The 23,916-nt window shown below is 40.7% G+C and carries 21 protein-coding genes and 1 pseudogene; 13 read left to right on the top strand and 9 right to left on the bottom strand.

Annotated features, from left to right (window positions below; translation table 11 throughout):
- Positions 1-42 precede the first annotated feature (42 nt).
- Positions 43-477, bottom strand: a complete 435-nt coding sequence (locus AC4CUX_RS13790) for a PaaI family thioesterase (protein WP_062032408.1) — start codon at positions 475-477, stop codon at positions 43-45.
- Positions 478-818: 341 nt separating this feature from the next.
- On the opposite strand from AC4CUX_RS13790, the gene AC4CUX_RS13795 reads away from it, so the two are divergent.
- Positions 819-1,238 carry a GFA family protein gene (locus tag AC4CUX_RS13795; protein ID WP_151836721.1) on the top strand — a complete coding sequence of 140 codons (420 nt, stop codon included), beginning with the start codon at positions 819-821 and terminating at the stop codon, positions 1,236-1,238.
- Between the two features lie 131 nt (positions 1,239-1,369).
- The gene (locus AC4CUX_RS13800) at positions 1,370-2,239 is read left to right on the top strand and encodes a DMT family transporter (RefSeq protein ID WP_151836720.1); all 870 of its coding nucleotides are present in this window, start codon (positions 1,370-1,372) and stop codon (positions 2,237-2,239) included.
- 101 nt (positions 2,240-2,340) lie between these two features.
- On the opposite strand, the gene AC4CUX_RS13805 is transcribed toward AC4CUX_RS13800, so the two are convergent.
- A complete protein-coding gene (locus tag AC4CUX_RS13805; RefSeq protein ID WP_005399684.1) occupies positions 2,341-3,567 on the bottom strand; it encodes a pyridoxal phosphate-dependent aminotransferase in 1,227 nt (408 codons plus the stop codon).
- 217 nt (positions 3,568-3,784) lie between these two features.
- On the opposite strand from AC4CUX_RS13805, the gene AC4CUX_RS13810 reads away from it, so the two are divergent.
- Positions 3,785-3,964 (top strand): hypothetical protein, encoded by a 180-nt coding sequence (locus AC4CUX_RS13810; protein ID WP_004693646.1) that lies wholly within the window; start codon positions 3,785-3,787, stop codon positions 3,962-3,964.
- Between the two features lie 63 nt (positions 3,965-4,027).
- Here AC4CUX_RS13810 and AC4CUX_RS13815 read toward each other — a convergent pair whose 3' ends face one another.
- From AC4CUX_RS13815 to AC4CUX_RS13825, 3 genes are all read right to left on the bottom strand, one after another.
- Positions 4,028-5,473, bottom strand: a complete 1,446-nt coding sequence (locus AC4CUX_RS13815) for a sensor domain-containing diguanylate cyclase (protein WP_201950916.1) — start codon at positions 5,471-5,473, stop codon at positions 4,028-4,030.
- A 196-nt stretch (positions 5,474-5,669) separates the two neighbouring features.
- Positions 5,670-6,203: a hypothetical protein gene (locus AC4CUX_RS13820; protein WP_201950918.1), complete on the bottom strand. Its 534-nt coding sequence runs from the start codon at positions 6,201-6,203 to the stop codon at positions 5,670-5,672.
- 330 nt (positions 6,204-6,533) lie between these two features.
- On the bottom strand, positions 6,534-7,325 hold the full coding sequence (locus AC4CUX_RS13825) for an A1S_2505 family phage non-structural protein (protein ID WP_151836717.1): 792 nt from the start codon (positions 7,323-7,325) through the stop codon (positions 6,534-6,536).
- A gap of 175 nt (positions 7,326-7,500) precedes the next feature.
- Between AC4CUX_RS13825 and uvrB the strand changes: the two genes are divergently transcribed.
- The 6 genes from uvrB (at position 7,501) to AC4CUX_RS13855 (ending at position 14,770) form a co-directional block, all read left to right on the top strand.
- Positions 7,501-9,522, top strand: coding sequence for an excinuclease ABC subunit UvrB (uvrB, locus tag AC4CUX_RS13830; RefSeq protein WP_151836716.1), 2,022 nt, complete (start codon positions 7,501-7,503; stop codon positions 9,520-9,522).
- A gap of 103 nt (positions 9,523-9,625) precedes the next feature.
- A complete protein-coding gene (locus tag AC4CUX_RS13835) occupies positions 9,626-10,210 on the top strand; it encodes a lipocalin family protein (protein ID WP_004693638.1) in 585 nt (194 codons plus the stop codon).
- 149 nt (positions 10,211-10,359) lie between these two features.
- On the top strand, positions 10,360-11,295 hold the full coding sequence (rarD, locus tag AC4CUX_RS13840; protein ID WP_151836715.1) for an EamA family transporter RarD: 936 nt from the start codon (positions 10,360-10,362) through the stop codon (positions 11,293-11,295).
- Between the two features lie 323 nt (positions 11,296-11,618).
- Positions 11,619-13,076, top strand: coding sequence for a glyceraldehyde-3-phosphate dehydrogenase (locus tag AC4CUX_RS13845; RefSeq protein WP_004980374.1), 1,458 nt, complete (start codon positions 11,619-11,621; stop codon positions 13,074-13,076).
- 288 nt (positions 13,077-13,364) lie between these two features.
- Positions 13,365-14,081, top strand: a complete 717-nt coding sequence (locus AC4CUX_RS13850) for an MFS transporter (protein ID WP_151836714.1) — start codon at positions 13,365-13,367, stop codon at positions 14,079-14,081.
- Positions 14,082-14,089: 8 nt separating this feature from the next.
- Complete coding sequence (locus AC4CUX_RS13855) at positions 14,090-14,770, top strand: hypothetical protein (RefSeq protein WP_151836713.1); 681 nt, start codon at positions 14,090-14,092, stop codon at positions 14,768-14,770.
- A 52-nt stretch (positions 14,771-14,822) separates the two neighbouring features.
- On the opposite strand, the gene AC4CUX_RS13860 is transcribed toward AC4CUX_RS13855, so the two are convergent.
- The gene (locus tag AC4CUX_RS13860; protein ID WP_151836712.1) at positions 14,823-15,674 is read right to left on the bottom strand and encodes an SDR family oxidoreductase; all 852 of its coding nucleotides are present in this window, start codon (positions 15,672-15,674) and stop codon (positions 14,823-14,825) included.
- Between the two features lie 112 nt (positions 15,675-15,786).
- Here AC4CUX_RS13860 and AC4CUX_RS13865 point away from each other — a divergent pair, with 112 nt between their 5' ends.
- The 3 genes from AC4CUX_RS13865 to proB all read left to right on the top strand — a co-directional run bounded on the left by AC4CUX_RS13865 (position 15,787) and on the right by proB (position 18,944).
- Complete coding sequence (locus AC4CUX_RS13865; RefSeq protein ID WP_004980366.1) at positions 15,787-16,167, top strand: winged helix-turn-helix transcriptional regulator; 381 nt, start codon at positions 15,787-15,789, stop codon at positions 16,165-16,167.
- A gap of 402 nt (positions 16,168-16,569) precedes the next feature.
- On the top strand, positions 16,570-17,784 hold the full coding sequence (gene cgtA / locus AC4CUX_RS13870; RefSeq protein WP_004980365.1) for an Obg family GTPase CgtA: 1,215 nt from the start codon (positions 16,570-16,572) through the stop codon (positions 17,782-17,784).
- A 26-nt stretch (positions 17,785-17,810) separates the two neighbouring features.
- The gene (gene proB / locus AC4CUX_RS13875; protein ID WP_151836711.1) at positions 17,811-18,944 is read left to right on the top strand and encodes a glutamate 5-kinase; all 1,134 of its coding nucleotides are present in this window, start codon (positions 17,811-17,813) and stop codon (positions 18,942-18,944) included.
- 58 nt (positions 18,945-19,002) lie between these two features.
- On the opposite strand, the gene AC4CUX_RS13880 is transcribed toward proB, so the two are convergent.
- Both AC4CUX_RS13880 and AC4CUX_RS13885 read right to left on the bottom strand, forming a co-directional pair.
- A complete protein-coding gene (locus tag AC4CUX_RS13880) occupies positions 19,003-19,599 on the bottom strand; it encodes a phosphatase PAP2 family protein (RefSeq protein ID WP_151836710.1) in 597 nt (198 codons plus the stop codon).
- A 128-nt stretch (positions 19,600-19,727) separates the two neighbouring features.
- A pseudogene (locus tag AC4CUX_RS13885) lies at positions 19,728-21,923 on the bottom strand (TonB-dependent receptor family protein).
- A 143-nt stretch (positions 21,924-22,066) separates the two neighbouring features.
- On the opposite strand from AC4CUX_RS13885, the gene AC4CUX_RS13890 reads away from it, so the two are divergent.
- The gene (locus AC4CUX_RS13890; RefSeq protein ID WP_078426309.1) at positions 22,067-22,831 is read left to right on the top strand and encodes an IS5 family transposase; all 765 of its coding nucleotides are present in this window, start codon (positions 22,067-22,069) and stop codon (positions 22,829-22,831) included.
- Between the two features lie 143 nt (positions 22,832-22,974).
- Here the strand turns inward: AC4CUX_RS13890 and AC4CUX_RS13895 are convergent, their stop codons facing one another.
- Positions 22,975-23,676 carry an SIMPL domain-containing protein gene (locus AC4CUX_RS13895; protein ID WP_004693610.1) on the bottom strand — a complete coding sequence of 234 codons (702 nt, stop codon included), beginning with the start codon at positions 23,674-23,676 and terminating at the stop codon, positions 22,975-22,977.
- Between the last annotated feature and the right edge of the window lie 240 nt (positions 23,677-23,916).

Genomic DNA, 23,916 nt, shown 5'->3' on the forward strand with positions numbered 1-23,916 from the left:
TGACATGAAAAAGGCACTGAATATTATCAGTGCCTTTCGTTTTTAGGGGCGAATAATCATACAGGTGGCTGTGGCATGGGCGTAGAGTTTACCGTCTTCATCTACAATTTTACCTTCAGAAATACCTAAGTTCTTACTGATGTTGATCACGCTGCCGATGGCAAGTAGTTCTTTGTCTCTTGGAATCGGTCGGCACATTTTAATATTCAGATCAATGGTGCCATAGCCAACACCAGCTTCAAGCATAGTATGTACGGCACAACCCGTCACTGAGTCGAGTACTGTTGCTGCAAAGCCACCATGCACGCCACCAAGCGGGTTTAAATGGCGATGATCTGCTTTTGCTTTAAAACTAATTTTCCCTTCAGAAACTTCAAAAGGCTGCATGGGAATGGTTTCACTGATACTTGCAGGTGGAATTTTTCCTGTACACATGGCTTCTAAGAGTTGTAGTCCTGTCATTTCTTTGGGATTCATCTTGTTCATTCCTATATTTATCTATGAGTTCCTTTTCGGAACTTGCTGTCCAATTAAACAAAATTCAGTCTTTTCGTCAATATTCAGTATTGGATTGATCAGTACAAAATCAACGAAATCGTAATCATGGATTGAGCTCATGCTATGAACATATTGTAGGGAAAAGATTTAGGATTATTCATTTTGATAATTTGAGTGTTGATGGAACTGAGCAAGCTAGATGTGATCATTGTATAAAAAGTTGTGCACAAAATTTATACACTCTTTTGTTTTGTATTTATATATAAGATAAACAAGGTTTTAGTAATTTACACAGTCTTCATATGAAGAAGGAACTCACAATGAACGTGTCCTGTTTATGCGGTAAAACCAAGTTCCAAGCCGCACTCAAAAATCATGATGTGCATGCTTGTCATTGTTCTATGTGCCGCCAGCAGTCGAGCGGGGTGCTCATGAGTATTGATGTCGAACCTAGTAGTTTAAAGTTTGACAATCAAGAATATTTAAAATTATTCAAGTCGTCGGATTGGGGGGAGCGTGGTTTTTGTAGCGAATGTGGCACGTCACTTTTTTGGCGAACTCAGGACGGCAGCTATTGCAATATCAATGTATTTGCAATGGAAGTACAGCCAAAAGATTTAAAGCTTACAACAGAAATTTATATTGATAATAAGCCTGATTTTTACCAATTCAAGTATTCTACGGAGCAGCTCACGGAAGCTGATGTGATTGCTTTATTTTCACCAGATGATGCTAAATAATAAGGTATTCAGGTTGAATCATCTGAGTTGCACATTGATATTACTGATAAATTTCATGAGCAAAACTCTCTAGATTTAATAAGATATATTCGATATATCTAAAGCAGGCTGTTGAATAAGGATGCTCAAACATGCTGCTTAAAATTTCCATTGCGATGTTGGCCTTTGCAGCCAATTCAGTGCTATGTCGTTTAGCGTTGGCTGAGCAGCAGATTGACCCGATGAGTTTTAGCTTACTTCGGGTCTGTAGCGGTGCAATGGTGTTATTTCTACTGTATATGCTCTCTACTCATAAGGCCAAAATAGAGTGGAGTATAAAAAACGGATTTTTTCTTGCCTTATATATTGTGGCTTTTTCACTGGCCTATTTGCATATCGATGCGGGTGTAGGTGCATTACTACTGTTTGGGACAGTGCAGTTAAGTATGGTCAGTTATGGCCTGTGTCATGGTGAAAAAATAAATTTGCGACGCGGGTTGGGGTTGTCGATTGCTATTTTAGGTCTTTTGATTTTATTGCTTCCAGGGGCTTCGGCACCCCCTTTGGATTATGCTGCATTGATGGTGTTTTCAGGCATAGGTTGGGCGATGTATAGCATCGCAGGTAAAAATATGCATAATCCACTGGCCAGTAGCTTGGCAAATTTTGTAGTGGCGATTCCTTTTGTTGTCTTGGTCTATTTATTTTTTTACACACAGAGTTTTATCCAGCCAAAAGGTATGCTGTTGGCGCTCTTATCTGGTGGTTTGGCATCGAGTGGGGCATATGTACTTTGGTATGCAATAGTGAAGAAAATTGATCGGGTCACGGCCAGTAGCGTGCAATTGTCCGTGCCATGTTTGGCGATTCTGGGTGGAGCATTGTTTATTGGGGAAGCATTGAGCTTCCGAATCATTATTTCTGCGACGATTATTCTGGCAGGCATTGCCTTGGTGATTTCGGCGTCATCTAGCAAGAAAGACGTAGATACCATAGATTCTGCTGGTACTAGACGTTTCTAAAATTATTTAAACGGGCTTAAGAGCAAATTTTTAGATTTTGTTTAAAATAAAAAAACCCGCGAACTTCGCGGGTTTTTTTAATCTAACTTTAAAAGGTTAAATTATTTTTCAGCAGCAATTGAAGCAATCGCAGCATCTACGCCTTCGATTGAATCAGCCGCTTTTTTGATACGTGCAAGCGCATCTACAAGTACTTCATCAGCAGTTGCATAAGAAATACGCATGAAACCGCCTAAGCCGAATGCATCACCAGGAACTACGGCAACGCCAGTTTCTTCCAATAACCATTCAGAGAATTCTGTGCAAGATTTTAAGCCTTTCGCACGAATTAATGGACGGATGTTTGCATATGCATAGAATGCACCATCAGCAGGTAAGCAAGAAATACCGTTGATGTCGTTCAAACCGCTAACAACTAAGTCATGACGGCGTTTGAATGCTTCAATCATTGGCTCAAGAACGTCTTGAGGACCATTCAACGCAGCTTCAGCAGCAACTTGTGAAATTGAAGTTGGGTTTGAAGTTGATTGAGATTGGATTTTTTTCATTGCGCCAATGAGCTTAGCAGGGCCCGCTGCATAGCCAATACGCCAGCCAGTCATTGCATACGCTTTAGACACACCGTTTAACACGATTGTGCGGTCATAAAGGTCTGGTGCAACTGTTGCGATATTGTAGAATTCGTCATCCCAACGGATTGGTTCGTACATATCGTCAGAAGCGATATAAACTTCTGGGTATTTACGAAGAACGTCAGCCAAAGCTTCTAATTCAGCTTTAGTGTAGATCATACCTGTTGGGTTTGATGGGCTATTTAAAACCACTAAACGAGTTTTGTCTGTGATCGCTGCTTCAAGTTGAGCAGGTGTGATTTTGAAACGTTGTTCTTCACCACATTTTACAATAACAGGAACACCTTCAGCGATAATTACCATATCTGGGTAGCTTACCCAAAATGGTGCAGGGATGATCACTTCATCACCTTTGTTTAACAAAGCTAATGCTAAGTTAAAGAATGACTGCTTGCCGCCACAAGAAACCAAAATTTGGTTTGCAGCATAATCAAGGTTATTGTCACGCTTGAATTTTGCAATAATCGCTTTTTTAAGGCCAGGCGTACCATCTACAGCGGTGTACTTTGTGAAACCGTTGTTAATCGCTGCAATTGCTGCATCTTTGATGTGTTGTGGGGTGTCGAAGTCAGGTTCACCTGCGCCCAAGCCAATAACGTTCTTGCCAGCAGCTTTTAATTCAGCAGCTTTGTTGGTAACAGCAAGAGTTGGGGACGGTTTGATGGCATTAACACGATCAGAGAGACGTACGTCCACGGCAGTATTCCTTCTTATAGGGTTTAAAAAATAAAAAGCACACTATCTTAGCTTAAAAAACTCAAGCAAGGCGTTTAAAAACACAGATTTTCTGCAAAAAACATAAAAAAAATTCAATTTTGAAGTAATGATTTCAAAAATGTACAGAATTAGGAAGTTTCTCGCATCTTTATGAAAAAAACTTTAAAATAAGCGCAATTTGATGAGAGTGATGGTCATGAGTAAGCAACAGCCTACTTCAAAAAAACCTTTGGTGAATCTCCCATTCCCAATGCCAAATGCAGAACAAAGTGCTGACGATGTTGCACATAATCAGGTTCGTCCAAAACCTGAACAATATGCAGATCGTACTTGGATGCCACCACGTGGTACCCGTCGTTCAATGGGTAAACGTTGATTCGCCATTGAGATAAAAAAGCGTCCTGATTAGGGCGCTTTTTTATTGATCATTCGGTGGATTCTAATTGGTAACTCGTCGATCATTTTCTGCATAGTAGGTTTTTTTGTGTTCATACATCGCAGTGTCTGCACGTTTAAGCATATCTTCAACCCTCTCATTTGGATGGCTGGTAGCAGTGCCAACCGACACACTAATCGGTTGATGATTATTAAATTGGTTATCCACCATTAAAAGCTCATGCAAACTTTCAATACAGTGGTTCAATGCGGCTTCATCGGCGGCAGGTAATAGCACCACGAACTCATCACCACCGATCCTTGAAGCAGAGTATTGGGTATTTTCAATTAACTGATTCAGGGTATTACCCATGCGGCGTAATAAGCTATCACCTTGGTCATGACCAAGGTTGTCATTGATGGCTTTTAAGCCATTCATATCTAGGAAAATACAAGACACAGGGCGTAGGTTGTTGCGCTCAAGTCGGTTGATTTCGGTGCTGTAGAAAGAGCGGTTATAAAGTTTGGTTAAGACATCATGTTTGCCTAAGTACTCAAGATAATTCTCGGCTTTTTTACGTGCAGTAATATCGGTGAGCGCCAGTTGAACCATACCCCAATCGTCTTCGAAGCCTGGAAACACGGCAAAATGTAATAGCACATGGCGAATACTGCCATCGAGTGCGTAATTGACCGCCTCGCAGTTATGTTGAATATTGCCATCCCACAGTTCGAGCAGCTGATGTCGAAAGGTCTGTTGGGTTTCGTTCTGAAAGACTTTATGCAAATTTTTAAGTAAATGGTCTTTGTCACGTGCAGCAAACAAATCTAGTGTGGCTTGGTTGACATCGGTAACCATGATGTCTCTGAGACATTCATTAATAAAGTCATTGTGGACATCAAGGAAAGTTTTAAAGTCACTGATTCCCAAACGACGTAAATGATCTAAACGCGCTTTGACTCGGCTAAAGTCCTCAACCCAAAGTGAAGTAGGCGAGTATTGAAAACGTGCTTCAGCAATTAAACGACTTTTTTCTTCTAAACGTTGCGCATGGGTATAAGGTGTGATGTCTTCCGTGGTGATCAGAACCAATGAAAGATCGTGTTCATGACCAGGAAGTACTGTTCCACGCAAGCGAATGTCAAGCCGATGACCTGTAAGTGTATAGTTTACTGCAGTATTTTCAAATAAGGTCTCACCATTCCAAAGCGCAACCAACTCATTTAAATGAGTGCTTGACATATCTGCTTTAAAAATTTGCGCAAGGTTTGCGGTTAAGTCTTCAAAACTTTGGGCTTCAAATTGTTTTAAAGTTTGCGGGTTGACATGCAGGACTTTAATTTTATGCGCACAACTTAAAATACGTGATTTGTCTTCCAACAGAAAAGACGCAATATCTTCAACACCTTCACTCCGCCAAAGATCGAATTGTTTTTGTACTTCGCTAAAGTCTTCTAACCACATGGCAATGGGAGATAATTCAAAAATAGGAGAGTCCAATAATTGCATTTATATCTCGTTTTTATGTTGGAATTTAAAGCAGTATAAGCGCTAAAAAAACTTTTTAAAATAATGTGATAAAAAAAGTTATTTTTAAAATTTATGTGAGTTTATGGAGTGATTTAGTCAAAAAATGCATATTGATTGCTCATAGAAACTAATGGTTTTGGAGCTGAAAGAGTGTGTATGCTGATAGTCATAAGCGCTAAATGCTTTGAGGTCGATAGCGAAAAGTCTGTAATTGTTGATATTGATGGTCGCGCCAAAATAAATTGATCACCAACAGGTTTGGAATCAATACCATGAAGAATAAATACATCAAAAAATTGCTTCGTTGTTGTTGGTAGATGCGCATGAAGTCTTGGCTGCTGATGGTTGTATTGTCCGCTGTGACCGATAACACCAAAACTTCTGGGTAGATAAACTGACGGCTGTCTGAATAATAACGGATACTGACTTTTTGTTGTTGAAAGTCTTCTAAGAGCGGGCAGCTCTTAAAGCGATCCATAAAATTACAGACCAGTCTTAGTGGTTGCTGCTGAGAAGGCTCATTTAATACAACATCTGCATAATGTGATTTATTACGCCCAGAGCCCACAGTGTAGCTATTTAAGAGAATTTGGCCCTCGATGTGTTGTGGGTTGGGTATATGGTGTGCAATACGCACAGCCGAATAGTCAGTAAATTTGCTGAGACTGGAAAGTGCAAAAACATTAATGATGAAGAAGGGCGCCGTCATGAATAAAATATTTAACAGGAGGTTGCTCTTTTTCGGTTGTTCGTTCTTTGTCTTTTTGAGGAAGGATAAGCATACAATGAAGATAAAGTAGACTGGGGATAGATTTATAAAATTAAAATACTGAAATTGAGGCAGTTGATAAAATGCAATCAGAATGACAACGGCAATAACCATACTGAAAAGTGCATGCTTGTTTCTTCTGGATTTTAGAGCTTTAAGCTGTCTATTTTTGTAGTAGTTGGTGATTGGGGGGGAGGGAAGATTCCAATAACTCTATTATTTTTAACTAAAAAGCCAATCTGATGGATTGGCTTTTTGAAAAGATTGGACTTAACGTGAGGCTTTCCGCGCACGATGTTCGGGTTTCGGCGGTGCGATTTCTCGTGTGCCTTGCCAAACCTCAATGAAGTCTTGTTCATTGATATTATAAAGTTCCAACAGCGCTAGAATGGCACCACCAAAAAGCATGCGCCCCTCAGCGTTGGTCTCAAAATCAAATATTTTCCCCGACAGCGCATGTAGAATATCTTCAATTTCAAACACACGATCGCGACCATTACTGTCAGTTGGATACATGCGTGTGTTGAGAATAATTTTGGCTAAGCTTTTTTCATTATCGGTTAAGGCCAAATGTTGAATCAGCATGTCATCATTTTGGGTGCTGAAAATCACAGCATCGTTAAAAATGGTATGCAAAAACTTTTTATTTAGACGTGGTAGTGTTCTTTCCACAAATGGGCGAAATGATGCAGGGAAAATAACATTATGAGAAATGCCTTTAAACATAGGAGCAATTTCTTCAACTTTATAACCTGCAATACCGCAGCCTATAGAGGTTAGAAAGTAAGTCATTTTAGGGTGATTTTTGGTATAGATTTTAAAGTCATCAATATAGTGTTGAATTTGCGAGAGCGGCATTTGCTGTAAGTGTTCGTTCATGGTGGGAATGGCATAACTTTGCCCTGACCAACCACGTCCGACGTCTTTTATTGCGCCAAAGTGTTCAAGTGCAGTTCGGGCAGCACCATCCGCATGTTGACCTGCCATGTTACTACCAAACACAAATACGGTATGTTCATCTAGGTTTTTGACGATGCTTTCGTCATGATATTGGTAAGTCATAGGCTCTGATTTTTCGCTCTTCTTCACTTCATGTTGCCCTTGAAATACGGGAGGGTCAAGTGAAAAATCTTTGTAATATTTTCAGTAAATTACATTAAAAATCTAAAAGCAAGAATTGCTCGGGATTGAATCTGTTAAAATAGTCGGTTGAAGAAGCAAATCTTGGGATATGTCTGTGAGTGAGAAACAACCTTTTGATTTAGTCACCAATTACCAACCCGCAGGTGATCAGCCGCAAGCCATCGAAAAGCTTGTTGCTGGAATAGAAAAGGGCTATCACGACCAGTTGTTACTTGGGGTTACGGGTTCAGGTAAAACCTATACCATGGCCAACGTGATTGCGCGGACGCAACGTCCGACCATTGTCATGGCACATAATAAAACCTTAGCCGCACAGCTTTATGGTGAGTTCAAATCTTTCTTTCCGAACAATGCCGTCGAATATTTTGTCAGTTATTATGACTATTACCAACCCGAAGCCTATGTGCCATCTTCAGACACATTTATTGAAAAAGATTCAGCGATCAATGACCACATTGACCAAATGCGTTTATCTGCAACACGGTCGCTCTTAGAACGTCGCGATGCAATTATTGTTGCTTCAGTTTCTGCTATTTATGGTTTGGGTGATCCCAATGCCTATATGAGCATGTTGCTACATATTGTACAGGGTGATCGTATTGCGCGTGATGACATCATTCGTCGTTTGGTGGAAATGCAGTATAGCCGTAATGAGCTTGAGTTTTTACGCGGTACCTATCGTATTCGTGGGGAAATTATTGATATTTTCCCTGCGGAATCGGACCAGCACGCAATTCGGATTGAGTTGTTTGATGATGAAGTCGATTTGATTCGTTGGTTTGATCCACTGACAGGCAAACTGGTACGTAAAGTTCCGCGTGTAACAATTTATCCAAAAAGTCACTATGTAACACCGAAAGATAATTTAGAACGCGCTATTGGGACGATTCGTGAAGAGTTAAAAGATCGTTTAGGATTCTTCCGTGCACATGACAAATTGCTTGAAGCACAGCGAATTGAACAACGTACCCGTTATGATTTGGAAATGATGCAGCAGTTGGGCTATACCAACGGTATTGAAAACTATTCACGTCATTTGTCAGGTCGTCCTGCGGGCGAAGCGCCGCCAACCTTATTTGATTATGTTCCTGACGATGCCTTACTGATTATTGATGAGTCACACGTGACTGTGCCGCAAATTGGCGCGATGTATAAAGGTGACCGTTCGCGTAAAGAAAACTTGGTGAATTATGGTTTCCGTCTCCCTAGTGCTCTAGATAACCGTCCAATGCAGTTTGAAGAGTGGGAGCGGATTACCCCAGCTACAATTTATGTCAGTGCCACACCAGCCAAATACGAGCTTGAAAAAGCCGAACAAGTGGCCGAGCAGGTGGTTCGTCCTACAGGGTTGATTGACCCCGAAATTGAAGTGCGTCCGGTATTGACTCAAGTTGATGATGTCTTGTCTGAGATCAATATCCGTAAAGATCTAGATGAGCGCGTTTTGGTTACCACCTTAACCAAACGTATGGCAGAAGATTTAAGTTCGTACTTAAAAGAATATGGCGTCAAGGTTGCCTATCTGCACTCAGATATTGATACCGTTGAACGGGTGAAAATTATTCATGACTTACGTTCAGGTGTCTATGATGTCCTCGTCGGGATTAACTTACTGCGTGAAGGCTTGGACATGCCTGAAGTGTCTTTGGTGGCGATTTTGGATGCGGACAAAGAGGGTTTCTTGCGTTCTGAGCGCTCTTTGATTCAAACCATTGGTCGTGCAGCGCGTAATGTAAAAGGCAAAGCGATTTTATATGGTGATCGGATTACCGATTCGATGCAAAAAGCCATCGATGAAACTGCCCGCCGTCGTGAAAAACAAATGGCTTTTAATGAGCTGCATGGCATTATTCCGCGTAGCACCATCAGACAAAATAAAAAGGATATTGATACAGGTGAAGTGCTTACAGACGATCAAGTTGAAAGTGGTATCACAGATCAACACCAAACGCTCAGTGCAGATGAGCAGCATTTGCTGTCCGATCCGAAACTTCTTGCCAAGCACTTAAGCAAGCTGGAAAAAGAAATGTTAAAAGCTTCTAAAGAGCTACAGTTTGAGCAAGCTGCACGTCTGCGAGATGAAATTTTGCGCTTAAAAGCACAACTTCTAACCTAAGTTGCATTTACATAACGCTACAGTAATTTGGGCAGAAAGCATTATTTTTTAAAGAGATGTTTATTTTTAGATCATAAATTCTGAAATATTAAAGGTACAGTTTATGTCTGCAAATCTTCCAAAGGCGGGTTTTACGCTTGCCAAAATTGCTGTAGGTGGTGCTGTTTTAGTCGGGTTAGGCATGGCAACCATGGCTTATGCCCAGAGCAAACCCTTAGCCGTGGTGGATAAGGTTGAATTAGACCGTTATTTGGGTGTTTGGTACGAAATTGCACGTAAGCCCATGTACTTCCAAAATAAATGCGGAAGTAATGTCTCGGCTACCTATACCCTGAATGAAAATGGCAATGTGACAGTAGATAACCGCTGTTATGCTCAAGATGGCAAGCTGATGCAGTCCATAGGTGAAGCATTTGTACAAAACCCACCTTTTAATAGTAAGTTGAAAGTGAGTTTTTTACCTGAGGCGGTGCGTTGGTTACCTGTGGCACGAGGGGATTATTGGATTTTAAAAATTGATGATGACTATCAAACGGTTTTAGTGGGTGAGCCACGACGTAAGTATATGTGGGTACTTTCTCGTTCGCCTCAACCAGACCAAAAAGTCATTAATGAGTACTTAGAATATGCAAAGTCAGTGGGTTATGATTTGAATGATCTGATTCATACCAAACAATTGCAAAAGTAAAATCTATTAAGCCTTGAAAGCCATGCTGAAGCATGGCTTTTTTAGTTTCATATACGTATTTTAAAACTTGAATAATAAAGCTTTATACAGTCGAACGCTTTATAATCGGAACTTGGTAAAAAATCGTGTAAATCAATGTGGAGTGAAGGATGTATAAAGGTGTTGCACTATCGGTTTTAGCATCCGTCACTTTTGGGGTTTTGTATTTTTATACCTTTTTTTTAAAGCCTTTAGATAGTGAACAAACTTTTGCTTGGCGTATGCTTTCGACCTTGCCATTTCTCACCGCGTTCATGTGGTGGAGTGGCGATTTAAAACTCATTTCGGAGTTGTTTAAGCGTATCTTTAAACAACCTTGGATGTTTGCTTGGTTATTGTTTAGTTCGGTTTTATGTACCACGCAGTTGTGGCTATTTTTATGGGGGCCCATGAATGGTCGCGGCCTACAGGTGTCGCTCGGCTATTTTTTACTGCCTTTGGTCATGGTGTTGGTTGGTTGCATCCTTTACAAGGAAAAGCTATCCCGCTGGCAAATGGCCGCGGTGGCCCTTGCTGTGCTTGGGGTAGGACATGAAATTTGGCGTATTGGTAGCATGGCATGGGAAACGGTCTATATCGCTTTGGCTTATCCTTTGTATTTTTTCCTGCGCCGTGTTTGTAAAACGGATCATTTGGGTGGCTTCTGGTGGGATCTGTTTTTAATTTTACCTGTCGCGTTCTATTTGGGCTTTGTGCATAGCGATAGTTTGGCTTTGATACAACAGTTTTCACATCTTATTTTGGCGGTCATCGGACTGGGTTTCTTAAGTGCGATGGGGCTCGGAAGTTATATACTCGCGAGTCGTTATTTACCTTTTGTGATTTTTGGTTTGCTGAGTTATTTGGAGCCAGTTTTACTGGCAGGAGCATCAGTTGCCATGGGAGAGCGTATAGAGGCAGGTGAGTGGTTTACTTATATTCCAATTTGGTTCGCAGTCTTATTGCTTATTATTGAAGGTGTGTTGCATTTATATAAACAGCAACAAAATAAAAAACAGCTCGAACGAAATATTGAGCATTTTGAAAAACAGCAACATTCAGACTAATTTGATGATGTTCGGAGCTGTCAGTGGGCTGGAATTTGGGCGATCAGCAAGTTTCTAATTTGTTTCTTGCTCTTCAAGAATAGTTGACTGTTTGATAAAACATCATTTGTGTAACTGCTTATTTTTTATCTGAAAAAATAATTTTTTAATTTTTATACTGCAAAATCATAAGACTAAATGCAATCATTTCTTAAATTAATAATGAATATACGACAAAAAACATCATGCATTTACAGCTTTCGATTCAAACTTGGCGCTAAATCCTTTACAATTGTTGGGTTTTAAAATTTATGCTTAGATTAAATTAATTAGAGGACGTATCTGTGAGCAAAGAGACTATCATCGCCCTACACGCAGAACACCAAGGTCGCTGGAAAAACCGTGAAGAAATCGCGGAACAAATGATCGCTTTGATCGGTCAGCTTTACCGTGAAAAAAATATTGTGGTTTCAGTGTTTGGACGTTCTTTAGTTAACCGTTCAGTTATCCAAATTTTAAAAGCGCACCGTTTCACTCGTATGATGGACGTTGAGCTTTCAGTTGTACACACGTTCCCAATTCTTGAAGCGTTGGCTAAAATTGAAAATATCGGTACTGCTGAAATTGATCTAGGCAAATTAGCCGTTGCTTTTAAAGAGCAAGGTGGCGATGTTGATGCATTTGTTGCAGCCGCTGTTAAATCTGTAGAAGGTCGTGCGACTTCAGTAGAAGGTCGTGACGTTGTCCTTTACGGTTTTGGTCGTATTGGTCGTATCCTTGCACGTTTAATGATTGGTCAGTCTGGTCTTGGCCGTGGTTTGAACCTAAAAGCGATTGTGGTTCGTAAGTCATCTGATGGTGATTTGGAAAAACGTGCGTCTTTATTACGTCGTGACTCAATCCATGGTCCATTCTCTGGTACGATTTCAGTTGATGAAGAAAACGAAGCAATCATTGCTAACGGTCAATTCATTAAAGTGATTTATGCGTCGAACCCAACTGAAGTTGATTATACCGATTATGGTATTAGCAATGCATTAGTGATCGACAACACGGGTAAATGGCGTGATGCGGAAGGTCTTGCTCAACACCTTAAGTGCCCAGGCGCTGCACGTGTGATCTTGACTGCACCAGGTAAAGGCGACATGAAGAACGTGGTGTTTGGTGTGAACCAAGCAGACATTCTCGATGAAGATACGATTATCTCTGCTGCAAGCTGTACAACCAACGCAATTACACCAACACTTAAAGTTTTGCATGACAAATACACAGTGTTGAATGGTCATGTTGAAACAGTTCACTCGTTTACAAACGACCAAAACTTAATTGATAACTACCATAAAGCAGACCGTCGTGGTCGTGCTGCAACGTTGAACATGGTGATTACTGAAACTGGTGCGGCTAAAGCAGTTGCTAAAGCACTTCCAGCACTTCAAGGTAAACTGACAGGTAACTCTGTACGTGTTCCAACACCAAACGTTTCACTTGCGATTTTGAACTTAACTTTAGATAAAGAAGTTGATCGTGATGAAGTGAATGAATACATTCGTAAAATCTCAATCAGCTCTAGCCTTCAAGGTCAGATTGGTTATACCAACTCAACTGAAGTTGTATCATCTGACTTTATCGGTTCGCGTACAGCAGGTGTATTTGATGCGCAAGCAACAATCACTTCGGGCAACCGTTTAACTGCTTATGTTTGGTACGATAACGAAGTGGGTTATAGCTGCCAAGTGTTACGTATTGCAGAGCAAATGGGCGGCGTAAGCTATCCAAAAATTCCAGCTGAAACAAATGCATAATTTGTAATATCAGTTGAAAAGAGCCTCAATTGAGGCTCTTTTTTTTGCGCTGTTGTTGTGGGTTGAGGCTGATCAGGAGTATTGGGGTGACATAAGTATTGGCTTGAGTGGTAAGAGTTGCGAATGTTTAATCCCTAGTAATTTACTTAGAATAATTAGAATACTGTGTAGAATAGGGTGATAAAAATTATAGAGTCTGGTTGGTATACCGCCCTCAATGACTTTCTAGGCTGACAAAAGGATGATATTTGTCAGATAAAAAGAAAATAAAACAAAAGGAATTTGAATTTGCAAGTGAAGCATGTGCTAAGTGGATTGGCATTCATTGTGTTGGCATCTGTATGCGGTGTGCTTATCGCTATTTGGATGTTTAAACACTTTAATATTTATATTCCCTTAGAAAATCAAAAGGTCAGTATTGATCTGCAAGAGCCTTTACAAGCCGAGGTTAAAATTCATGATGCCTTAGATGTGGATGTTACAGGGCGCGTGAATGCAGAAATACCGATTCGTGAAAACCTGAATATTCCACTGACCCAAACTTTGACTCCACGGGTATATTTTGATAATCAGGTGCCGATTAAAACCACCATTCCAGTGCGTGAAACCTTGAAAATTAATCAAAGCATGCCTGTAGATACCAAGGTACAGGTGAAAGTCATGGGACGAGATGTGACTTTACCTTTAAAAGGAAATATTCCAATTCAGTTGGATGTGCCGATTCATATCGATGTACCACTTGAACAACAGGTACACCTCAAATTTGATGCACTTGTGAAAACCGTACTGAAAGAAAATCTACATATTCCAGTAAATACAGTGGTTAAGACCAATATTCCAATACAGGGCCATTTAAACGTTCCAATTAAAACGGCATTGAAAGCGTCGGTGGATGTACAAAATACATTACCAATTGAAATCAAGCAGGGTGAGTTGAAAATTCCACTTAATAGCTTGCAATTACTGCGTGAAAAACCTCTACCTCAAGAACACGTGAAGCCATAGGAGGGAGTATGTGGATATTCCAGTCTGCGAAGCGGCTTGTACTGAGTTTTGTGTGCGTTGTAATTTTAGTGGGTGCGCTGTTTTGGTTGTACCTGAATATTCAAGCCAGTATGCAAGTGTCTGCGAGTGAAGCCCAAATTCAACTATCAGACTCCTTACCGACAAAAATCCAAGTGGGTAATTATTTAGAAACCCAATCTGTTGGGACTTTAGATACACAGCTGAAAATTGATCAGAAAATCAACCTGCCTTTGACTGGGAAATATTTGGCAAATTTAGAGTTTGAAGTAGAAATACCCGTTTCAGTATCGGTTGATTATCAAACCGAGGTTCTGATTGATCAAAACATGCCGTTGGAGACAACTACAGATCTAATTTATCAGAATAAACTGTTGCCTAAATTTCCACTCACTTTAGATATTCCAATTAAGCTGGCTGTGCCATTTTATTTAAAGCAAGACTATCAGGTCCCGATCAAAATTATGTTTAATGGCTTGGTCTATTTTGAGTTTGATGAACAAGTACGACTGCATGTGTTACATCAGTTTGCGCCACAGTTAAATTTGAATGACCCAATGACTATGCGCAAAATAGCAAGCTTCAATGCCACCATGTATAACATAGAGCGAAGTACGACTGCGAACTTGGAGATGAATATGACACTGCCCGTGAAGAACATTCATCCATAAAAAACACCACCAATCATTGGTGGTGTTTGAATGTGGATATTAAAAGAGTGGCTTAAAGTGCGGCTTTGATCGCATCTTGAATGCTGGTGGCCTTACGTCCAATCAATTGTTCTAAGTCTTTGCTGTCGCTATACATCGCACCTTTGGCGGTTTGCACATCGGCATACACAATCACATCGATCAAGTGTGCTGGGAGGCTGGCTTGAATTAAGCCTTGACGCAGGTCATCGGCGGACAAATTTTGATAGATGACTGGCTTATGTGCTGCCTGACTGATGAATTGAGCCAAATTAGCTTTAGTAAAACTTTCTGAACCTGCTAGTTCATAGGTTTTATTATCATGGCCCGTTGAGGTTAAGACTTTAGCTGCAGCTTCAGCATAATCTATACGCGATGCCGAGCTAATTCGGCCATCTTGAGCTGCGCCAAAAAGCGTCCCAATTTCAATGGTGTGAGCAACACCTGCAAGGTAGTTTTCGCTATACCAGTTATTTCTTAAGAAGGTATAAGTGATTCCACTGTCTTGAATCAGTTTTTCGGTTTCACGGTGTTCTTGCGCTAAGCCGAGTGGGGAAGTGTCTGCACGTAGTAAGCTGGTATAAGCAAGGTAAGGTACGCCTGCCACTTTCGCAGCATTAATCACTGCTTGGTGTTGAGGTGTACGGCGACCGATTTCATTGGCTGAAATCAGTAATAACTTATCTATTCCCGATAGAGCAGGAACTAATGTTTCAGGGCGGTCATAATCAAACTCACGCAGCTCAATACCTTGGACTTTGAAATGTTCAGCTTTATCTACATTACGAACCAGCACAACAATATTCTGGGCAGCAGTTAACTGCAAAAGTTGCTCTATAACGAGGTTACCGAGTTGTCCTGTTGCGCCTGTGATTGCAATTTTCATAATTCACCTATGTTGGTTGTTTTCTATACTTGATGGTTGTATCTTAATCTGTTAACTTACTAAATGTAAGTACATACCAAAAAGTAAGTAATAAACCAAATGGAGAGAAATGATGCACACCTATGCGACAAGCAAATTGTTAGGTCAAGTTTTATCCACGGAGTGTCCGTCTCGTGAAATTTTGGAGCATCTTACGAGTAAATGGTCGGTACTGGTGTTGCGTTGTTTAAGTGATGGCGTACATCGTTTTAGTGAGCTCAAGCAGCGTATAGAAGGCGTGAGTGAGAAAATGCTTTCTCAGACGCTCAAAACGCTTGAGCATGATGGCTTTATTCTACGGACGGTCTATCCCGTGGTGCCACCCAAAGTAGAGTATCAATTGACGATCTTGGGTTCTCAAGCTGCTGAGAAGACCATGTATTTGATTGGTTGGATTGAAAAAAGTTTGCCTGAAATTCTAGAAAGCAAAGAGCGAGTAGCAGCTTTAAAATAAAAGATGACAAGTAATGTGGATTGGTTGTGTGAATCCTTAATTACACTTTAAGAGTGAATTCCTCTGGAGTGCGGAAGTGGATTGGATTTGATTAGAATTTCAGGCTGTAAAAAAGTCTTGTTATCAAACAATCTACTCTTTTAGTGCACTATTTTGATGAGAAAATTCTTCTTGGAGTAAAAGTTGAGTAGGATTGAATAAAATGAGTCGAAGAGTGACCGAACGACTAAATGGTCCGCACATTGAAATTAAAAAATGAAGAAAATCAGGTGAAAAGTGTCAAAAAATTAGATTTTGGTATTTTTGTGACTAAATTTCATGTTTCGCTGAATAATTCTATTCGAGAAATTTTGTAAAATATGGCAGAATATGCGGTTTTAAAGTATTTAGAGGATTGGCAGCATGCGCTTTGTTGATGAAGCAGTCATTACCGTAGAGGCTGGCGACGGTGGCAATGGCGTAGCCAGTTTTCGCCGTGAAAAATTCGTACCTTTTGGTGGTCCAGACGGTGGTGATGGTGGTCGTGGTGGTAGCGTATTTATCGAAGCTGATGATAATACCAGTACCCTTGTAGACTTCCGTTATACTCGCCGTTTCCGTGCGGAACGAGCTAAAAATGGTCGTGGCGCGAACTGCGCAGGCCGTGGTGGTGAAGACACCGTATTAAAGGTTCCTGTAGGTACAACGATTGTTGACACTGACTCAGGTGACATTATTGGCGACTTGGTTGAAAGTGGTCAGCGTGTGCTTGTTGCAGCGGGTGGTGATGGTGGTTTGGGTAATACTCACTTTAAATCATCGACGAACCGTTCGCCACGTAAGTGTACCCATGGTTTTAAAGGCGAATTCCGTGAAATTCGCTTAGAGCTAAAAGTACTGGCAGATGTCGGCTTACTGGGTATGCCAAATGCAGGTAAATCGACGTTTATTCGTGCCGTATCAGCAGCCAAACCTAAGGTTGCAGACTATCCATTTACTACGATGGTTCCAAACCTTGGTGTGGTTGATGCGGACAGCCACCGTTCATTTGTTATGGCGGATATTCCTGGCTTGATCGAAGGAGCTTCTGAAGGTGCGGGTCTTGGTATTCGTTTCTTAAAGCACTTAGCGCGTACGCGTATTTTGCTTCACATTGTGGATGTTCAGCCGATTGATGGTTCTGATCCTGCATACAATGCAAAAGCGATCTTGGGTGAATTAGAGAAGTTCTCTCCGACACTTTCAAAGTTACCTATCGTTCTAGTGTTAAACAAAGTTGACCAACTTGCAGACGATACGCGTGATGAATGGTGTCAGCATATCTTAGATGAAATGCAGTGGGATGGCCCTGTATTTAAAACTTCAGGTTTGATGTCTGAAGGGACAAAACCAGTTGTGTATTACCTGATGGATCAAATTGAGCAACAACGTGAACGTGAGCTTGAAGATCCTGACTATGCAGCAGAAGTGAAAGCATTCCGTGAGCAGCTTGAAGCTGAAACACGCGAACAAACTATTGCCGCTAAAGAAGCATATCGTGAAATGCGTCGCCAACAACGCCTTGCAGGCCTGTTGGCTGATGATGATGAAGACGATGATGAAGATGACGGCGAAATGGAAGTGTTTTACGTACGTTAAGCTCGTAATGAGTAACTGAGGACAAGATGATAGAAGTGGTAGATGGGCAACGTAAGCTCGAAGCTTGTAAACGAATCGTTGTTAAAATCGGATCATCTTTACTCACAGCAAATGGGCAAGGTTTAGATATAGATGCAATTTCGCATTGGGCGAAACAAATCGCAGATCTACACAATGCAGGACATGAGATTATTCTGGTGTCGTCAGGAGCTGTGGCTGAAGGTATGGTTCGTATGAAGCTAGACAGCCGACCCACCGATCTACCCAGTCTTCAGGCGTGTGCTGCTATTGGTCAGATGGGCCTTATTCATACGTGGTCAAGTGTGCTTGAAAAACATCATATTCAGACCGCGCAAGTGTTATTAACCCATGATGATTTGGCAGACCGTCGTCGTTATTTGAACTCATGTGACGCTTTACAGAACTTGATTGAATGGCATGTCATTCCTGTAATCAACGAGAATGACACGGTTTCGACCGATGAAATTCGCTTTGGTGACAATGACACGCTTGCTGCGATGGTTGCAGGTCAAGTCCATGCAGATTTGTTAATTATTTTGACTGATCAGCAAGGTATGTTCGACTCAGATCCACGTTCAAATCCAGGCGCTAAACTGTTCCATACTGTGCGTGCTCTAGATGAGAGTTTGTTTGATATGGCTGGCGGTGGCGGCAAGTTTGGTCGTGGTGGGATGTTGACCAAAGTTCGTGCAGCACGCTTGGCTGCAAAGTCTGGCTGTCCAACGCTGATTGCCAGTGGTGAAAGCGACAATGTGCTTGCACGTTTGATGGATGGTGAAATGCTTGGGACATTGTTTATTACTGACAATGACCGCATTACTGCTCATCAACAGTGGTTAGCAGCTCACTTACAAACTGCGGGTCGTTTGGTGTTGGATGATGGTGCTGTTAAGGCGATTAAAGATAATCATCGTAGTTTACTTCCAGTTGGTGTGAAAGCTGTGGAAGGGCATTTTGAACGCGGTGACGTGGTTGAATGTGTTGATATCCAAGGCGGACGTGTTGCGGTTGGACGTGTCAACTTTAGTTCGCGTTCTGCGGAGTTGGTAAAGGGCTTGGCGTCAGATAAAGTTCACCAAGTCCTAGGTGAAGCACGTTCACTTGAGATGATCCATCGAAACCACATGGCGATCTACTGATTTAAACGCATTAAAGAAATCCCGCTTTCGAGCGGGATTTCTTGTTTTAAAGCAAAAGTTATTTGATATAGCCTTTTTGAATAAGTGGCTTAAATAAGTAAAAGTGAATGGTGAGTACCCATTGCATGATTTTATCTTTATAGAGATTCCAAAGCGTTAAGCCAAAGAAGTTTAAGGCAAAAGCCAATAGAAAAGCGCCGAGCATATCTAAAGGGAAGTGCACACCAAGATAGACACGTGACCATGCAACCAGCCAAGCCATGATCAAGAGAAAGCCTCCCAGTTTACGCTGCGCAGAGAATAGATAAGAAAAGGCAATAGTGCTAAAAATCAGCATATGGTCACTTGGGAAAGAGCCATTGGGTGCATGGTAAATGAGAGTGCGTCCGACCTCCATGACGAAAGGCCGTGGGTGATAATACACATGAGAAATACATTGGCTGATCAAAATGGCGATACTGGTAAAAATAAACGCCTTCAATATCTGTTTTTTAGTGTCATAGTTACCACGTAGCCAAAACCAAGCAAACAGTAAAATCATGCAATAGAGCAGGTCATTGGCGATGAAAATGGCAAAATGAATACTGGTATTGCTGGCTTCAGGGGAAGCATTAATCCATGAAAAAAGCGATAAATTAAGTTCTGAAAGAGTCATGAAAGTGGATTGTGTTTATCAAGTACAGAAGAGAGTCATAATTTTGTCATATTGTTAAAATAAAAAAGACCACAAAAATGTAGTCTTTTTTAACAGTTCAATGTGGTTTAACGAATTGACTTTCAGTTTTAGAAGTCAAATGACGTTTGAAGGTAGAAGGTACGTGGTTGCCCTACATATTTTCCGCCTGTTGAGTCAGTAGAACGTGTGAAATATTGTTTATCAAACACGTTTTTAACGCCACCCGCGATTTTTAAACCGTGAAATTGCTCACCAAAGTCATACGCTGTGCGCACCGCAAAGGTGGAATAACCTGGAATATCACCTAATTTTCCATCAGCCGATTCGTCAGTTTGATAGGTATCACCCGAACCTGGAGAATGCTGCTTAGATTGGGCAAACATATCTGCATTGACACTCCATTGATTCACTTTATAGCCTAAACCAACATTTGCGGTGTGGCGTGAGTAGAATGGAAGATCTTTGTCTTTAAAGTCGCCTGCTTCAGCCACAGCTTTGGTGAAGGTGTAGTTGCTATAGAGTTTTAAGCCCTCAAGCGCATCGGTTAAATAAGCAAAGTCATAGGCCAGACCAAGTTCTACACCTTTGTGGCTGGTTGCGCCTAAGTCTGTCCAAATGCCATTGTTCTGGGCATCGCGTTCTAAAATTAACTCTTTTTTGAAGTCTAAATAAAACGCGGTTAATTCTGCATTTAGACCATTGCCTAAATACTTCGTCCCAATTTCATAGTTATTGGACTTTTCAGGATGCAAGCCATCAGTTGTGATTTGCGCAACCCCACCTTCTAAACGTGCCAATTGGTTGTATTGCTGTGGGCCGAATGAGACGCCCGCATTGGCAAAAATGTTCCAATTGTCTGTCGCTTTATACATGACCGATAGGCTGGGTAAAAACTCATCTGAATCAATTTTTGGAGAAACGGTATTAACTGCTACGCCTTGGTTATAGGCAGTAAAATTGTTATGCGTTTCAATTGATTCAAAACGTAGTCCCGGTGTGATGACCCAGTTACCTAAATCGAAGCGGTTATCTGCATAAATTGCATGTGCTTTAGTGCCCCCTTCACTTGTGGTACGTGCTTTAATTTCGGTCACAGGTGCATTCAATGCATATGTCGATGAGCGACCTGAGAACTCAGAACTATCTTCATCTAAATAACGATAGCCGATAGTAAATTCGCTATTTGAGTTACCTAATTGGTATGCACGAGACCAGCGCGGTTCAATGGCAAAAACTTTATAGTCGCGTGGAGAGGTATCCATACGCGAAGTGGTCGCACTAACATCTGTCTCTAAGTCGCTCGTGCGAAATGAGTCAATATAATAGGTCAGCAATTCAAAGTTGTTTTTTTCATCTTGATGTGTATAGCGGAATGACACATCTGAGCGGCGACCAGAGAAATAATTACCTGACTTATTTGATTGATAAGGGTTTTGTGCATATTTTTCGGCAGTTAAGCCTTCAGGCATTTCACCATAACCTTCATAGTGATGTAGGTTTAAGGCAATCGCATCCGCATCTGTAATTTGATAGGCCGTTTTTAACATGACATCGTCAATGTCAGTTTTATTATTGGCTTCACGGTAGCCATCACCTTTTGTGCCCGAATAAAGCAGAGCAAGGCCTAAACCATTATCTAAGGTTCCGCCTACAAATAGGTTCGGGCTGTATTTAACTTGATCTGTACCCGAAGCATATTCAGTCGTTAGGCTGACATTACCTGCAAACTCTTGAGGAATCGAGCGAGTTGTAAAGTTAATGATACCGCCAACGTTCTGCGGTCCAAAACGTACAGAGCCTGCACCACGAACCACATCCACAGATTCAATATTGCCTAATGATACTGGAGCTAGAGAAAGCTGAGGCTGTCCATAAGGCGCAAATGATAGCGGGACACCATCAAGCAGTACTGTAGAACGAGGAGATAAACGAGAGGCTAAACCACGGACCCCAATATTGAGTGAAACATCACTGCCACCAGTACCATTATTTTCTTGGACTTGAACACCAGGCACTTGCTTCAGGGCATCTTTAATTGAAGTCGCAGCAACTTAATCTAAGCGATTGCGATTAATAATCGTACGAGCGCCTGCATGCTTTTGCACTTTCTCTGCATTGGCATCTTCTAACCAGTTGCCTTGTGCTTCAAGTTTGATGGTCGGAAGCACATTGTTGCTCGTTGCTTCAGTGAGTTCTTCTGCTTGTGCATAGGTCAAGCAGCTCATAGAAAGTCCAATCGCAATACTGAGTTGTTTGGCTTTGAATAATCTGCGATCCTGCAGATGAAGACGTGATGAAATCATTCTTTTGTGCGCAATCCATAATAAAGAGCGCGGCTATCATATGCTGAACTTTGTTGAAATTAAATAGGGCCTGTTGACATTTTCTGTTCAAAAAAATAGCGAGAAAGTAAAATTTAATCGCCAAACCAAATTTACTTCTCGCTATGCCTCGTACAATGCTGAATGATCAACACTGGTCTAAGTTACTTTCTATTTTCCGAAATTTTGATATCTATTTCAAATCTAATTTGAGAAATTTTGTCGAAGCAATACTTTATAGAATAAGAACAGGCTGCCCATGGCGTGATTTGCCTAAAGAATTTGGTTCGTATAACTCAATCTTTAAAAAATATAATCGTTGGTGTAAAAATGATAAGTTAATGAAAATATTTAAATTAATTTCTTCAAATGCTGATATGGAATGGGTTTTTATTGATGCTAGTCATGTTCGGGCACACCAACATTCTGCTGGAATAAAAGATCAGGATATTTCTAAAAGCATTGGTGGAAATAGTTCTAAAATACACTTAGCTGTTGATGCGGATGGCAATCCAATCGAAATTATTATCTCCGATGGAACGATACATGATGTCAAGATTGCTCCCAAAATGATTGAAAAACTTGATTTGAGTGAAACGGAAGTATGTTGTGCAGACAAAGGATATGACTCTGAATCATTAAGAGAACAAATATCTGTGAAAAAAACTAAAGCGAATATTCCAAGAAAATCAAATACTCAGTCAAATAATGATCATATGGATTGGTATTTATATAAAATCAGACACTTAGTTGAGAATGCATTTTGTAGGTTAAAGCAGTTCAGAGGAATAGCAACACGATATGATAAGCTAAAGTGTAGCTATGAGGGGGCAGTTGCATTAGCTTGTATATTTATTTGGCTACCTTTATCGGGTAAATTCTATACTTGAAATGTCAACAGACCCTAATAACCATTATCACTTATTGCAATTAAAACACTAAAATTAATAGGCGAATTAAAGTTTTCTTGATGGACACACAATAAAAAAGCCACGTTTAACGTGGCTTTTTAGATGAATTTGAATGAAATCTGTTATTTAAGTTGAACAGTACCATTTGCATTCACAGTGATTTTAGATTCACCACCAGCTACATCTTGCATTGGCGCATCAGCTGCTGCAAATTTTGCACTTTCTGCACGCATCATGACTGGGCGAGGGTAGTAGTTGCTGGTATTAATGTTTAAGTTAACCAAGTTATAACCTGACTTACTCCATGCTTGTGCTAATGATTGCGCACGCTGTTGAAAGTTTTTTGATGCTTCAACAATCAGCTCATTTTCCACTTTCTTACGTTGTGTGTCGGACACACTAAAGCCAATTGACTGCGTTTGGAAGTTTTGCTGCAGCTCACCAATCAACTGGCTCGCTGCTTTAAAATCGGTACTTTCTAAATTAATTTCAGCACGACCACGCCATTCTTTTAACTTTTGGTTGTCATCGTTGTAAATTGGGTAGGTGGTTTGAGAACCAGTTTCAACTTTTACGCTTGGGTATTTACGAGCTAAAGCTGTGGCTTGATTCATCAGCTGCGTAATTTGTGTAGCGAGTTCGGCAGGTTGTTTGTTACTACGTTCAATGTAAAGCGTTGCATTCATTAAATCGTTGGATACTTGGCGTGTTGCCTCGGCCTGAACATTGACAATATTGTAGTTTAATTGGTTCTCAGACTGAGCAAAAACTGCTGAGCTAAATAAAGCACTAAGCGCGATTGCTGGGATGAAGAATTGACGCATTTTTATTCCTTTTTTATTTAGGAGGAGTTTTGCAACATTTGTAAAAAGCTTAAAGCCAATTTGTGGTGAATTTGCGAAAATATTGTGGTTCGATTGTAAAAAAAGGTACAAAATATTTTTCAAAAAAACCTAGATAAAGTGATTTATTTCAAAAACTTATTTTTTGACCAAGGTGAGTATTTTGAAATTTTGTGGCGAAGTTGAAAAATAAATAAATTCATCGGCTTTTCTTTACGTTGT

The organism is Acinetobacter sp. 231_lipA (genome assembly GCF_058243005.1).

What these genes read in the sequence shown, in the direction of transcription:
- AC4CUX_RS13790 (WP_062032408.1), bottom strand. Translation starts at nt 477, where the DNA reads ATGAATCCCAAAGAAATGACAGGACTACAACTCTTAGAAGCCATGTGT.
- AC4CUX_RS13795 (WP_151836721.1), top strand. Translation starts at nt 819, where the DNA reads ATGAACGTGTCCTGTTTATGCGGTAAAACCAAGTTCCAAGCCGCACTC.
- AC4CUX_RS13800 (WP_151836720.1), top strand. Translation starts at nt 1,370, where the DNA reads ATGCTGCTTAAAATTTCCATTGCGATGTTGGCCTTTGCAGCCAATTCA.
- AC4CUX_RS13810 (WP_004693646.1), top strand. Translation starts at nt 3,785, where the DNA reads ATGAGTAAGCAACAGCCTACTTCAAAAAAACCTTTGGTGAATCTCCCA.
- AC4CUX_RS13815 (WP_201950916.1), bottom strand. Translation starts at nt 5,473, where the DNA reads ATGCAATTATTGGACTCTCCTATTTTTGAATTATCTCCCATTGCCATG.
- AC4CUX_RS13820 (WP_201950918.1), bottom strand. Translation starts at nt 6,203, where the DNA reads ATGACGGCGCCCTTCTTCATCATTAATGTTTTTGCACTTTCCAGTCTC.
- AC4CUX_RS13825 (WP_151836717.1), bottom strand. Translation starts at nt 7,325, where the DNA reads ATGACTTACCAATATCATGACGAAAGCATCGTCAAAAACCTAGATGAA.
- AC4CUX_RS13835 (WP_004693638.1), top strand. Translation starts at nt 9,626, where the DNA reads ATGTCTGCAAATCTTCCAAAGGCGGGTTTTACGCTTGCCAAAATTGCT.
- rarD (WP_151836715.1), top strand. Translation starts at nt 10,360, where the DNA reads ATGTATAAAGGTGTTGCACTATCGGTTTTAGCATCCGTCACTTTTGGG.
- AC4CUX_RS13855 (WP_151836713.1), top strand. Translation starts at nt 14,090, where the DNA reads ATGTGGATATTCCAGTCTGCGAAGCGGCTTGTACTGAGTTTTGTGTGC.
- AC4CUX_RS13860 (WP_151836712.1), bottom strand. Translation starts at nt 15,674, where the DNA reads ATGAAAATTGCAATCACAGGCGCAACAGGACAACTCGGTAACCTCGTT.
- AC4CUX_RS13865 (WP_004980366.1), top strand. Translation starts at nt 15,787, where the DNA reads ATGCACACCTATGCGACAAGCAAATTGTTAGGTCAAGTTTTATCCACG.
- cgtA (WP_004980365.1), top strand. Translation starts at nt 16,570, where the DNA reads ATGCGCTTTGTTGATGAAGCAGTCATTACCGTAGAGGCTGGCGACGGT.
- proB (WP_151836711.1), top strand. Translation starts at nt 17,811, where the DNA reads ATGATAGAAGTGGTAGATGGGCAACGTAAGCTCGAAGCTTGTAAACGA.
- AC4CUX_RS13880 (WP_151836710.1), bottom strand. Translation starts at nt 19,599, where the DNA reads ATGACTCTTTCAGAACTTAATTTATCGCTTTTTTCATGGATTAATGCT.
- AC4CUX_RS13890 (WP_078426309.1), top strand. Translation starts at nt 22,067, where the DNA reads ATGCCTCGTACAATGCTGAATGATCAACACTGGTCTAAGTTACTTTCT.
- AC4CUX_RS13895 (WP_004693610.1), bottom strand. Translation starts at nt 23,676, where the DNA reads ATGCGTCAATTCTTCATCCCAGCAATCGCGCTTAGTGCTTTATTTAGC.